Genomic DNA, 12,426 nt, shown 5'->3' with positions numbered 1-12,426 from the left:
GTTACCGTGCGTCCGGCGCGGCGGACGCGTCGGCGGTTGCGACCTGCGCGGGCCGGCCGACGCGGGCCGCGGGCTTCGTGCCCGATGCGGCGGCTGGCGCGGCGGCGCCGACGGCGGCTTCGTCCTTCGGCGGTGGGTCGCCCCGGCCATCCGTGCCCGTCTCGACCCCGCCGCCGAGCGCGGCCATCAGCTGCGCGTGCGCGGCGAGGCGTTCCGCGTCGATGCGGGCGGCCGTCTCCTGCGCGCGCAGCAGTTGCTGTTGCGCGACCAGCACGTTCACGTAATCGGTCAACCCGCGGCGGAAGCCTTCGCGCGACAGTTGATAGCTGCGATTGTTGGCCGCCACCGAGCGCGCGGCGTCCTTCTTCTGCGTATCGAGCGAGCGGATCCGCACGACCTGGTCGGCGATGTCCTTGAGCGCGCCGACGATCGTCTGGTTATAGCGCTCGACCGCCTGGTCGTAGCCGGCATTCGCGGCGCCGAGCTGCGCACGCAGCCGGCCGCCTTCGAAGATCGGCAGCGACAGCGCGGGGCCGGCCGTCCAGCCGCCATTCATCGCGCGCAGGAAGTCGGTGAACGGCGCGGTCACGCCGAAGCCGCCGACCGTCGCGAGCAGGTCGATGTTCGGGTAGAACGACGCCTTCGCGACGTCGATGCCGCGCGCCTGCGCGTCGACCGTCCAGCGCGCCGCGACGACGTCGGGGCGGCGGCCGAGCAGGTCGGCCGGCAGCGCCGACGGCAGGCCGGCCGGCGCATCGAGCGCGAGCTGCGGCCGCTTGATCGCGTCGCCGGCGCCCGGGCCCTTGCCGGCCAGCGCGGCGAGCTGGTGGCGCGCGAGCTGGATCGCTTCTTCATAGGTGTCGATCTGGCGCTCGTAGTCGGGCAGCGTCGATTCCGCCTGGCTGACTTCGAGCTGCGTGCCGATGCCGGCCTGCAGCCGCTTGCGCGCGAGATCGGCGAGCGAGCGCTGGCGTTCGAACGTTTCATGCGCGAGATCCAGCAGCGCGTAGTTCATCGACATGCCCACATACGCGCGCACCACGTTCACTTCAAGTTCGAGCTTCGCCGCCCGTGCGTCGGCGGCGGTCGCGTGCGCGGTGTCGAGCGCGCGTTCGGTTGCGTTCTTGTCCTTGCCCCACAGGTCGAGGTGGTACGACAGGCCGAGCGTGCCGGTATTGTTCCAGGTGTCGGCGTTCGCGAGCGGGCCCGGGCCGTAGTACACGTTGTCCGGCCAGTGCTCGCGCATCAGCGACAGATTGCCGTTGATCTGCGGTAGTTCGGCCGAGCGGGCGACGCGCGCCATGGCCTGCGCTTCGCGCACGCGTGCCCTCGCCGCCGCCAGGGTGGGGTTGCCGGCCTGCGCGGCGGCGATCCATGCATCGAGCTGCGGGTCGCGGTACGCGCGCCACCAGTCGGCGGCGGGCCAGCCCGCGTCGCGGTCCGCCGCGCGGATGGCCGCGCCGGCGTCGAGCGCGTTCGCTTCGATGCGCGTGGACTGGGTCCGGTTGTCGCCCATGCTCGCACAGCCGGCCATTATTAATGAGATTGCAAGAACCGCCAGTGCGAGCGTCCCTGTTTTTCCCCGAGACTGCACGATTTTCTCCCTTTCGGACATAGATGGGTCGGGGGGGATTATATTTTTCAGCGATTCCTGAATAAACCGGCAACGGCGAAACTCATTTTTACGAATCCTGGGATAATATTGGCTAGCGGATGTGCAACAATCCCTCCGCATTCAAACGGGTAGTGGGATGGATACGTTACAAAACATGCGGGTATTCGTCCGCGTGGTCGACGCGGGCAGCTTTACCGCGGCCGCCCAGCAGATGAATTCGACCACCGCCTACGCGTCGCGCGCGGTCTCGGATCTCGAGGCCCACCTGCGCACGCGCCTCCTGAACCGCACGACGCGCCGGATCGCGCTGACCGAAGCCGGCGAGCGCTATCTGCAGCGCTGCGAACAGATCCTCGCTTACGTCGACCAGGCCGAAGCCGAGGCCGGCGACGCGCATGCGCGCCCGTCCGGCAAGCTGAAGGTCCATTGCTTCACGAGCCTCGGCCAGCACTATCTGGTGCCGGCCATCGCGCGCTACCGCACGCGCTATCCGGACGTGCACGTCGAGCTCACGCTCGCGCAGCGGATGCCTGACCTGCTGGACGAGGGGTACGACGTCGCGATCGTCGTCGGCCGCGATCTGCCCGATTCTGGGCTCGTGTCGCAGCGGCTCGGCGAAAGCTACAGCGTCGTCTGCGCATCGCCCGGCTACATCGAGTCGCACGGCGTGCCGCAGCGGCCGGCCGACCTCGCGCAGCACGTGTGTCTCGGGATGGTTGCGCCGGGCTTTCACTTCGACGAATGGGCGCTGGCGGGGCCGAACGGCGACGAAGTCGTGCCCATCACGGCGCCGCCGTTTCGCGTGAACGTCGCCGAGGCGCTCGCGGTGGCCGTGCGGGAAGGGATGGGCGTTGGCGGGCTGCCGCTCTATTCGGCGATCGGCTGGCTGCGCAGCGGGCACATCGTGCGCGTGATGCCCGAGTACCGGTCGCACGTGATGAACATCTACGCGCTGTATCCGTCGCGGCAGTACCTCGACGCGAAAATCCGGACCTGGGTCGATTTCCTGCGCGACGAGCTGCCGGTCACGCTCGAAGCGGACGAAGCGGCGCTCGAACAGTACACGCATGCGACATGACAGCGCGGTGGGCCGCAATCTGACGAGATTTGTCCTTCACGCAACATTTTTTTACGAACGCGTGTCGGACAGTTTGATACTGTTGGAATTAACGAGATACATCACACCGGAGTAGCGATGGATACGCACCTGATGATCGGCCTTGGCGTCCTGCTGGGCGCGGTTGCCGCCGCGGCGGCGAGCCGCGACCTGCTGCGTGCGATGAAGGCGAAGGCGCAAATGAAGCCCGTGCCGGTCCGTGTGCGCGAGCCGCGCCGCCCCGGCCGCTGATCCCGCCGTCACGCTTCTGGTCGGGAAGGCCGCGCCACGCGGCGGGCCGGGCTCGGCGCTCAGCCGAGCTCGACGACCTTGTCCCACGCGAACGCGGGGTTTTCCCATTCGCCGGTGCGCCGGTGAAAGTAGCCGCGCGGATTGCATACCACGCGCGTGCCGCTGTCCGTCACGTAATCGAATGACGTATGCGTGTGGCCGTGCAGCCACAGATCCACCGGCGGTCGCACCAGGTCCGCCATGTCCGTCACGAACCCCGCCGAAGCAAGATCGTCCGCATAGCGTTGCGCCAGCGAGCGCCGGTGCGGCGCATGATGGGTGACGACGATCGTCTTGCCCGCGAACGGCGCCGCCAGCTGCGCTTCCAGCCATGCGCGCCCTTGCCGGTGCAGCGCGATCGCGTCGGCCGGCGAGAAATCCCGGTCCGGTGCGTCCGGCGCACTCGCTGCCGCATGCAACGCCGCGTCGTGCGGCCAGGTCACCTGGATCAATCCCTTGAAATCGAGCATCACGCGCAGCGCGGCATCGATCGCGCGCGCGACGCTGGCTTCGTCTCGGCCGAACAGCGAGAAATCGGCCCAGAGCGTCGTGCCCAGCACGCGAAAGCGTTGCGCGGGATCGACGTAGACGCCGTTGTTCAAGTAGTGCACGTTGTCGAGCGCATGCGCCGCGTCGCGCATCGCCGTTTCCAGCGCGCCGAATTCCCCGTCGTAGTACTCGTGATTGCCGGGCACGTAGATCACCGGCACCGCGGGGTCGAACGTCTCGGCGGCCCAGCGCAGGCCTTCCGCGTGATTGTGGATGTCGCCGGCCAGCACGACGAGATCCGCGTCGGCATGCGGGATCGCGTCGGGCAGGTTGCTTTCGAGATGCAGGTCGGACAGGACGCGGACTTTCACGGGATTGGCTCCGGAGTAGGCGGCTTCAGCGCAGGACCTTGCCGGGATTCATCAGGCCGCGCGGGTCGAGCGCGGTCTTCAGCGTGCGCATCAGCGCCGTTTCGACCGGCGACTTGTAGCGTTGCGCGTCGTCGATCTTCAACTGGCCGATGCCGTGCTCCGCGCTGATCGTGCCGTGGTGGCGGTGCACGTTGTCGTAGACGATCCGGTTGATCGGCACCTGGAACGCGGCCAGGAACGCCTTCGCATTGCCGCCTTCGGGCATCTGCACGTTGTAGTGCAGGTTGCCGTCGCCGAGGTGGCCGAACGTGACCATTCGCGCGCCCGGCGCGGCCTGCTGGATCGCCGCGTCGGTCTCGTCGATGAAGCGTGCGATCGACGAGATCGGCACCGCGATGTCGTGCTTGATGTTGAGCCCTTCGTCGGCCTGCGCGAGCGGGATGTGCTCGCGCAGGTCCCAGAACGCACGCGATTGCGCGAGGTTCTCCGCGACCACCGCGTCGACCACGAGCCCGGCCTCGAACGCTTCTTCCATCAGCTTCTCGAACAGCGCGCGCGCATGTGCTTCGCTTTCGTTGTCGGACAGCTCCAGCAGCACCGTCTGCGCATGCGTTTGCGCGAACGGGTAGCGCAGTTGCGGATAGTGCTTGCCGACCAGCTGCATGCAGAAATCCGACATGAGCTCGAAGCCGGTCAGCAGCGGTCCGGCCGCGCGCTGCGCGAGCGCGAGGAAATCGAGCGCCGCGTGCGGCGATTCGAGCGCGGCCAGTGCCGTGACCTGCGCGGCCGGCAGCGGATGCAGCTTCATCACGGCCGCCGTGATGATCCCGAGCGTGCCTTCGGCGCCGATGAACAGGTCGCGCAGGTCGTAGCCCGTGTTGTCCTTGCGCAACCCGCGCAGCCCGTCCCAGATTTCGCCCTGGGGCGTCACGACCTCGAGCCCGAGGCACAGCTCGCGCGCGTTGCCGTAGCGCAGCACCGCGGTGCCGCCCGCATTGGTCGACAGGTTGCCGCCGATCGTGCAGCTGCCTTCCGCCGCGAGGCTCAGCGCGAACAGCCGGCCGCCTTCGCGGGCGCGCGCCTGCACGTCGGCGAGGATCACGCCGGCTTCGACGGTGATCGTGTTGTTGTGCGGATCGAGCGCGCGCACGCGGTTCAGGCGCGCGACGCTCAGCACGGCCTGGCTGCCGCTCGCATCGGGCGTCGCGCCGCCCGCGAGCCCCGTGTTGCCGCCCTGCGGCACGAGCGCGATGCCGTGCGCGTTGGCCAGCTTCACGAGTGCGGCGACTTCGGCCGTGTTCGCGGGCTTCAGCACCGCGCACGCCGCGCCCTTGTAGCGGCGGCGCCAGTCGATGAGAAACGGTTCGGTATCGTGCGGATCGGTCAGCACGTGGTCGGCGCCGATCGCGTCGCGGCACGCGGAAACGAAAGCTTCGGAGGACATCATCACCTTGTCGCGTAAGGGTCAGGACGTGGCGCGCGGCTTTTTCGCCGCGCGCTTGAACGGCGCGACGTAAGCCAGCGCCGCGACGAAGAAGCCGACGGCAAGCGCGGTCTCGCACCAGCCCAGCGTCGCGGACAGCCCGCGATCGGACATGCCGCGCACGATGCCTTCGGCAAGATAGACGAGGATCAGCATGCTCGCCCACTGCATCGTATAGATGTTACGCCGCCAGACGCCGGGCAGCGCGAGCGCGAGCGGCACGGCCTTGAGCATCAGCGCGGAGCCGCCGGGGCGCAGCGGCGCGAGCCACAGCTCCCACGCGAGCGACAGCGCGATCAGCGCGACGAGACACGCGGCGGCGGCCAGCGCGTAGTGCGGCCGGGCCGCGACGGCGGAGCGGGCGGGGGCGTTCATGCCGCCTCGGCGGCCTGGGCGCTGGAAAGGGCCGCGGCGGCGCGCGCGAGCCGTACGCCGAGCGCGGCCGCGAGTGCCTTCTCGTCCGCGGACAGTCCGCCGGGTGACGACCGATCGTGCTGCGCGACGTGCGACGCGCCGTACGGTGTGCCGCCGGTACGGGTCGTGCTGAGGGCGGATTCGGTGTACGGGATCCCGACGATCATCATCCCGTGATGCAGCAGCGGCAGCATCATCGACAGCAGCGTCGATTCCTGGCCGCCGTGCAGGCTGCCCGTCGACGTGAACACGCTCGCGGGCTTGCCGGTCAGCGCGCCCGACAGCCATTGCGGCGTCGTGCCGTCGAGGAAATACTTGAGCGGCGCGGCCATGTTGCCGAAGCGGGTCGGCGAGCCGAGCGCGAGGCCCGCGCATTCCTCGAGGTCGCGCAGTTCCGCGTAGGGCGGGCCGTCGGCCGGGATGTCGGGGGCGGTGGCTTCGCAGACGGCCGACACGGGCGGCACGGTGCGGACGCGCGCCTGCATGCCCGGCACGCTGTCGATGCCGTTCGCGATCGCGAGCGCGAGGTCGCGCGTGGCGCCGTGGCGGCTGTAATAGAGGACGAGAATGTCTTTCATGGGCGACGGAGCCGCGTGCGGCCGCGCGCATGCCCGGTGCAGTCGGCCCCTGCTGGAATCGAGCGGCTATTATAGGGGCTGAAGCCGTCGCGCAGCGCGGCGGCGGCGCGCCGTGACGCGCGCGGCATCAAGAAGGAGAAGCCGTTTGCCGAAGTTGAGCGTTGATCTCGATACCATCAAGCGCCTCGCGCAGTTCGCGGCCCGGCGTAGCGCCGAGGATCGCATCCCGCAGGTGGCGGGCAGCCTGACCTTCACGACGCTGCTGGCGCTCGTGCCGCTGCTGACGGTCGCGTTCGCGTTGTTCACCGCGTTCCCGATGTTCGCGTCGTTCCAGATCTCGCTGCAGGGGTTCCTCGCCGATCACCTGATGCCCGCGCAGTTCAACATCCAGATCTTCAAGTACCTGAACCAGTTCGCATCGAAGGCCAAGGGGCTGACGACGGCCGGCCTGATCGTGCTCGTCGTCACGTCGGTGATGACGATGATGACGATCGAATCGGCGTTCAACCTGATCTGGCGCGTGCGCAAGCCGCGGCCGTTCGCGCAGCGCGTGCTCGCGTACTGGGCGCTGATCACGCTCGGGCCGTTGCTGTTCGGCGTGAGCCTGTCGATCTCGTCGTACCTGTTCACGCAATCGCTCGCGTTCACCGGCGCGGGGCCGTCCACGTCGATCGTCGAGTGGCTGCTCGCGCTCGCGTCGTTGCCGTTGACGGTGCTCGCGTTCACGCTGCTGTACGTGTACCTGCCGAACTGCGCGGTCGCATGGCGCGATGCGGTGATCGGCGGGCTGTTCGCGGCCATCGCGTTCGAACTCGCGAAGCGCGGCTTCGGCTACTACGTCCGACGCATTCCGACATATACGGCTGTCTACGGCGCGTTCGCGGCGCTGCCGGTGTTCCTGCTGTGGGTGTATTTGAGCTGGTTCATCGCGCTGCTCGGCGCGATGGTCGCGTCGGCGCTGCCGGCGATTCGGGTGGGCCAGTTTCACCGCATCCATTATCCGGGGAGCGACCTGCTCGACGCGCTCGAACTGCTCGCGCGGCTCGCCGAAGCGCGCGCGGCCGGCAAGCGCGGCTACACAGCGATGCGGCTCGCGACGATGCTGCGCTGCGACATGGAAACCGCGCAGCGCTTGCTGACGACGATGGAGGAGCGGGAATGGGTCGCGCGGCTCGAGGGCGGCGACGAGGCCACGCCGCGCTACATCCTGCTCGCGAACCCGGAGCAACTGACGCTCGCGCAACTGTTCGACGTGCTGGTGATCGACCGCGCGGAGTTGACCTACCAACTGGAGCGGCGCCGCAGCCACGTCGAAGGCGCGGCGCTGCTCGCGGTGCTGTCGAGCGACCGGTTCGACGTGACGCTCGCATCGCTGATCGCCGCGCACCGGCTCGCGGGCGGGCAGCCGGCCGGGAGCGCCGGCGCGGCGCCGCGCGTGGACGATCCGCACGCGCGGCCGCCGCGGCCTGCGTGAAGGCGGGGCGGGCGGCTACAGCGGGATCTTGCCGGTGCAGATGTCCTTGAACATCACCCAGTCGCCCATCAGGCTGTAGATCGGGTGCCGAAACGTGGCCGGGCGGTTCTTCTCGAAGAAGAAGTGCCCGACCCACGCGAACCCGTAGCCGCACACGACCGCCGCCGGCAGCCACGGCCAGTGGCCGGTCGCGACCGCCATCGCGACGCAGCCGATCACGCCGAGCGAGCCGATGAAGTGCAGCCGCCGCGACGTCAGGTTCCGGTGCTCGTTCAGGTAATACGGGTAGAAGTCAGCGAAGCTGGCGAATTGCTCCGTATGCGTATGCGCCATGGCCGTCTCCTCGGGCCGTCGTTCACAAGGCCATTGTGCGGCGGGCGGCCGGCGTCCGCAAGCGGCGGCGGGCCGCCGCGCGGGCCCGTGCTTTCCTTTTGGCAGGCTTTCCGATAGGATCGAAAGAGATTTTGCATTCAAGCATGAGGGGACTACGATGCGCGTCAGCGATATTCTGAAAGTGAAGGGCAACACGCTGTTTACCGTGACGCCCGATAAGCCGCTGCGCGAAGCGGTCGATACGATGGCCGAACACGACATCGGTTCGCTCGTCGTGATGGAGTACGGCGATCTCGTCGGGATGCTGACGTTCCGCGAGATCATCCTGCGCCTGCGCGAAAATGGCGGCGCGATCGGCGACGTGCAGGTGCGCAAGGTGATGGACGAGCCGCTCACGTGCACGCCGGAAACGGACGTCAACGAAGTGCGCCGGATGATGCTCGAGCGTCACGCACGCTACATGCCGGTGCTCGACAAGAAGGTGCTGATGGGCGTCATTTCGTTCTACGACGTCGCGAAGACGGTCGTCGAGGCGCAGAGCTTCGAGAACCGGATGCTGAAGGCATACATCCGCGACTGGCCGGAATCGGAAGCCGAAGCGCACAAGCCGTGAATCGCGCCGCGCCCGGCACGTCGATGCATGGGCGCCGCCATCCGGCACGCGGCGGCGCAGGCATGGCCTGCGCCGTTTTTTTTTTCAACAACGACACGAGGCCCGCGCAGCTTCGCCCAGACGATGCGCGCGTATTCCGCATGAGCGATCACACGCAAGCCACTTCGGGGCGGCGCGACGAACGGCGCGCCCACGCATCGCAGTTCGACCTGCTGCGCGAGCGCCGCTTCGCGCCGTTCTTCACGACCCAGTTCCTCGGCGCGCTGAACGACAACGTCTTCAAGATCGGCTTCACGTCGCTCGTCACGTATCACACCGCACGGTTTTCCGGCGTCGATGCGAAGACGGCCGCATTCCTGATTTCCGCGATCTTCATTCTGCCGTTCGTGCTGTTCTCGGCCACCTCCGGCCAGATCGCCGACAAATACGACAAGGCGACTCTCACGCGTTTCGTGAAATCGTTCGAGATCGTGCTGATGTTGGTCGGCGCGGCCGGCTTCGTCACGCACAGCGCGACGCTGCTGTATCTGTGCACGTTCATGATGGGCATGCACTCGACGCTGTTCGGGCCCGTCAAGTATTCGTACCTGCCGCAGCATCTCGGCGAACATGAGCTGGTCGGCGGCAACGGGCTCGTCGAGATGGGCACGTTCATCGCGATCCTGATCGGCACGATCATCGGCGGCGCGGCGGCCGGCATCGAAGGCAGCGGCGAACGCGTGCTCGCGGTGAGCGTCGTCGTCATCGCGCTGGCGGGGCGGCTCGTCGCGCAGCGCGTGCCGCCCACGCCCGCGCCGCAGCCCGACCTCGTGATCAACTGGAACCCGGTCAGCGAGACCTGGCGCAACCTGAAGCTCGCGCGCCAGAACCGCACGGTGTTCCTGAGCCTGCTCGGCATCTCGTGGCTGTGGTTCGTCGGCGCGACGTTCCTCACGTCGTTCTTCAATTTCGCGAAGGACGTGCTGTCCGCCAGCCCCGACGTCGTCACGATCCTGCTCGCGACCTTCTCCGTCGGCATCGGCCTCGGCTCGCTGCTGTGCGAGCGGCTGTCGCAGCGGCGCGTCGAGATCGGCCTCGTGCCGCTCGGCTCGATCGGCATCAGCGTGTTCGCCATCGAGTTGTATTTCGCGAGCCACGCGCTGCCGTCGCCCGGCCATCTGCTGTCGGTCGGCGAATTCCTGGCCGGTGCGCGCCACTGGCGGATTCTCGCCGACCTGTTCCTGCTCGCGATGTTCGGCGGCTTCTACAGCGTGCCGCTGTACGCGCTGATCCAGAGCCGCAGCGCGCCGACCCACCGCGCGCGGATCATCGCCGCGAACAACATCCTCAACGCGCTGTTCATGATCCTGTCGGCCGTGATGGCGATGGGGTTGACCAAGGCCGGCGTCGACATCCCGGGGCTGTTCCTCGTCACCGCGCTGCTGAACGTGGTCGTCGCGACGTATATCTACCTGCTCGTGCCCGAGTTCCTGCTGCGCTTCGTCGCGTGGGTGCTCGTGCATACGTTCTACCGGATCCGCCTCGTGCACGCGGAGCGGATTCCGGCGGAAGGCGCGGCGGTGCTCGTGTGCAATCACGTGAGCTACGTCGATGCGCTCGTGCTGGCCGCCGCGAGCCCCCGGCCGATTCGTTTCGTGATGGATCACCGGATCTTCAAGACGCGTTTCGCGAGCTGGGTATTCCGGCACGCGAAGGCGATCCCGATCGCGCCGCGCCACGAGGATGCCGCGATGCTCGCGCGTGCGTACGACCTGTGCGAGGCAGCACTGAAGGACGGCGAACTCGTGTGCATCTTCCCCGAGGGCAAGCTGACGAAGACGGGCGACATCAACACGTTTCACCACGGCATCACCGAGATCCTGAGCCGCACGCCGGCGCCGGTGATCCCGATGGCGCTGCGCGGGCTGTGGGGCAGCTATTTTTCGCGGCATGCCGATGCGCGGATGCCGCGGCCGATCAAGCGCGGCGTGATGAGCCGGCTGACGCTGGCGGTCGGCGAGCCGATCCCGGCGTCGATGGCGACGCCCGAAGCGCTGCAGGCGGCAGTGACCGAGCTGCGCGGCGCGCGGAAGTAGGCGGGGCGGCCGGGTGCGGGTTGCCGGTTGCCGCGCAGCGACGAGCGCGGCGAGCCGCACGGCCTGCCCGGCCCCGGTGCGGCCGAGCGACCGCAGGCCACGCCGCGGCCACGGCCTGCCCGGGTGATCTGAACGGTTCACACGGCCCGCGGGCCCGGGACGGCTGGCATAATAGCGGTTTACCTCTTTTTCGACCGGCAAACGATCGACCTGCCCGCGGCCCCGGCAGCGCATCGGTTTGCCCATTTCTCTTTGGGCGGTTCCATCATGTCCGGCAATACCCTCGGCACGCTTTTCACTGTCACGACCTTCGGCGAATCGCACGGTCCCGCGATCGGCTGCGTGATCGACGGCTGCCCGCCGGGGATGGGGTTGACCGAAGCCGACATCCAGGTCGAACTCGATCGCCGCAAGCCGGGCACGTCGCGGCACGTGACGCAACGGCAGGAGGCCGACGAGGTCGAGATCCTGTCGGGCGTGTTCGAAGGCGTGACGACCGGCACGCCGATCGCGCTGCTGATCCGCAACACCGACCAGCGCAGCAAGGATTACGGCAACATCGTCGAGACGTTCCGTCCCGGCCACGCCGACTACACCTACTGGCAGAAATACGGCATCCGCGACTACCGCGGCGGCGGCCGCTCGTCCGCGCGCCTGACCGCGCCGATCGTCGGCGCCGGCGCGGTCGCGAAGAAGTGGCTGCGCGAGCGCTTCGGGGTCGAGGTGCGCGGCTACATGAGCGCCCTCGGCGAGATCGACGTGCCGTTCGTCGACTGGTCGCATGTGCACGAGAACCCGTTCTTCTCGCCGAACGCGGCGGTCGTGCCGGAGCTCGAGGCGTACATGGATGCGCTGCGCAAGGACGGCGATTCGATCGGCGCGCGCATCGATGTCGTCGCGTCGGGCGTGCCGGTCGGCTGGGGCGAACCGGTATTCGACCGGCTCGATGCCGATATCGCGAAGGCGATGATGAGCATCAACGCGGTGAAGGGCGTCGAGATCGGCGCGGGCTTCGACAGCGTCGCGCAGCGCGGCTCGGTGCACGGCGACGAACTGACGCCGGCCGGCTTCGTCGGCAACCACGCGGGCGGCGTGCTCGGCGGGATTTCGACGGGGCAGGACATCACCGTGTCGATCGCGATCAAGCCGACGTCGAGCATTCGCACGCCGCGCCGCTCGATCACGAAGTCCGGCGAAGAGGCGACGGTCGAAACCTTTGGCCGCCACGATCCGTGCGTCGGCATTCGTGCGACGCCGATTGCCGAATCGATGCTCGCGCTGGTGCTGATCGACCATGCGCTGCGCCATCGTGCGCAGTGCGGCGACGTCGAGACGTCGACGCCGAAGATCGCCGGCAGCGCGACCTGATACGAAGCAGGTTGGGGCGCGGCGCGTGTCGCCTCGTCCGGCAAACGATGAATGCAAGCGGGGCGCTGCGTGATGCAGCGCCCCGTTTCGTTTGCGGCGGTATGCCGTGACCCACGCAAAACGCGCCGCTCGTGGCGGCGCGTTCCGGTCGTTACATGTTCGGGTAATTCGGCCCGCCGCCGCCTTCGGGCGTGACCCACACGATGTTCTGCGTCGGGTCCTTGAT

The 12,426-nt window shown here is 68.2% G+C and carries 13 protein-coding genes; 6 read left to right on the top strand and 7 right to left on the bottom strand.

The features are described from left to right. Position 1 precedes the first annotated feature (1 nt). Complete coding sequence (locus tag C5F75_RS11655) at positions 2-1,615, bottom strand: efflux transporter outer membrane subunit (RefSeq protein WP_146075201.1); 1,614 nt, start codon at positions 1,613-1,615, stop codon at positions 2-4. Between the two features lie 136 nt (positions 1,616-1,751). Between C5F75_RS11655 and C5F75_RS11650 the strand changes: the two genes are divergently transcribed. Beyond that, a complete protein-coding gene (locus tag C5F75_RS11650; protein ID WP_059640691.1) occupies positions 1,752-2,693 on the top strand; it encodes a LysR family transcriptional regulator in 942 nt (313 codons plus the stop codon). Between the two features lie 117 nt (positions 2,694-2,810). Beyond that, the gene (locus C5F75_RS36735) at positions 2,811-2,963 is read left to right on the top strand and encodes a hypothetical protein (RefSeq protein ID WP_167351608.1); all 153 of its coding nucleotides are present in this window, start codon (positions 2,811-2,813) and stop codon (positions 2,961-2,963) included. Between the two features lie 59 nt (positions 2,964-3,022). Here the strand turns inward: C5F75_RS36735 and C5F75_RS11645 are convergent, their stop codons facing one another. The 4 genes from C5F75_RS11645 to wrbA are packed head-to-tail and all read right to left on the bottom strand — an operon-like array spanning position 3,023 to position 6,337. Continuing rightward, on the bottom strand, positions 3,023-3,862 hold the full coding sequence (locus tag C5F75_RS11645; protein WP_104012262.1) for a metallophosphoesterase: 840 nt from the start codon (positions 3,860-3,862) through the stop codon (positions 3,023-3,025). 25 nt (positions 3,863-3,887) lie between these two features. Beyond that, a complete protein-coding gene (locus C5F75_RS11640; protein WP_059575838.1) occupies positions 3,888-5,309 on the bottom strand; it encodes an FAD-binding oxidoreductase in 1,422 nt (473 codons plus the stop codon). 18 nt (positions 5,310-5,327) lie between these two features. Beyond that, positions 5,328-5,720 carry a DUF2069 domain-containing protein gene (locus tag C5F75_RS11635; protein WP_059575836.1) on the bottom strand — a complete coding sequence of 131 codons (393 nt, stop codon included), beginning with the start codon at positions 5,718-5,720 and terminating at the stop codon, positions 5,328-5,330. Further along, complete coding sequence (gene wrbA, locus C5F75_RS11630; RefSeq protein WP_059575834.1) at positions 5,717-6,337, bottom strand: NAD(P)H:quinone oxidoreductase; 621 nt, start codon at positions 6,335-6,337, stop codon at positions 5,717-5,719. Before wrbA ends, C5F75_RS11635 begins: the two co-directional genes overlap by 4 nt. Positions 6,338-6,482: 145 nt before the next feature. Between wrbA and C5F75_RS11625 the strand changes: the two genes are divergently transcribed. After that, positions 6,483-7,811: a YihY family inner membrane protein gene (locus tag C5F75_RS11625; protein WP_104012261.1), complete on the top strand. Its 1,329-nt coding sequence runs from the start codon at positions 6,483-6,485 to the stop codon at positions 7,809-7,811. Between the two features lie 15 nt (positions 7,812-7,826). Here the strand turns inward: C5F75_RS11625 and C5F75_RS11620 are convergent, their stop codons facing one another. Then, on the bottom strand, positions 7,827-8,144 hold the full coding sequence (locus C5F75_RS11620) for an Mpo1-like protein (RefSeq protein ID WP_059640702.1): 318 nt from the start codon (positions 8,142-8,144) through the stop codon (positions 7,827-7,829). A 157-nt stretch (positions 8,145-8,301) separates the two neighbouring features. Here C5F75_RS11620 and C5F75_RS11615 point away from each other — a divergent pair, with 157 nt between their 5' ends. The 3 genes from C5F75_RS11615 to aroC all read left to right on the top strand — a co-directional run bounded on the left by C5F75_RS11615 (position 8,302) and on the right by aroC (position 12,200). Beyond that, complete coding sequence (locus C5F75_RS11615; RefSeq protein ID WP_034207093.1) at positions 8,302-8,757, top strand: CBS domain-containing protein; 456 nt, start codon at positions 8,302-8,304, stop codon at positions 8,755-8,757. 140 nt (positions 8,758-8,897) lie between these two features. Beyond that, positions 8,898-10,832, top strand: coding sequence for an MFS transporter (locus C5F75_RS11610; RefSeq protein WP_059575968.1), 1,935 nt, complete (start codon positions 8,898-8,900; stop codon positions 10,830-10,832). Between the two features lie 267 nt (positions 10,833-11,099). Further along, positions 11,100-12,200, top strand: coding sequence for a chorismate synthase (gene aroC / locus C5F75_RS11605; protein ID WP_059575828.1), 1,101 nt, complete (start codon positions 11,100-11,102; stop codon positions 12,198-12,200). A 151-nt stretch (positions 12,201-12,351) separates the two neighbouring features. Here the strand turns inward: aroC and C5F75_RS37625 are convergent. Beyond that, positions 12,352-12,426, bottom strand: a 75-nt coding sequence (locus C5F75_RS37625) for a 4Fe-4S dicluster domain-containing protein (protein ID WP_133168007.1), incomplete at its 5' end; no start/stop codon positions are given.

The sequence above is a fragment of the Burkholderia anthinoferrum genome, from assembly GCF_002925705.1.
GTDB classification, from domain to species: Bacteria; Pseudomonadota; Gammaproteobacteria; order Burkholderiales; family Burkholderiaceae; genus Burkholderia; species Burkholderia semiarida.
The sequence above is the reverse complement of the archived record's forward strand: the minus strand, read 5'-3'. Positions and strand labels throughout refer to the sequence as shown.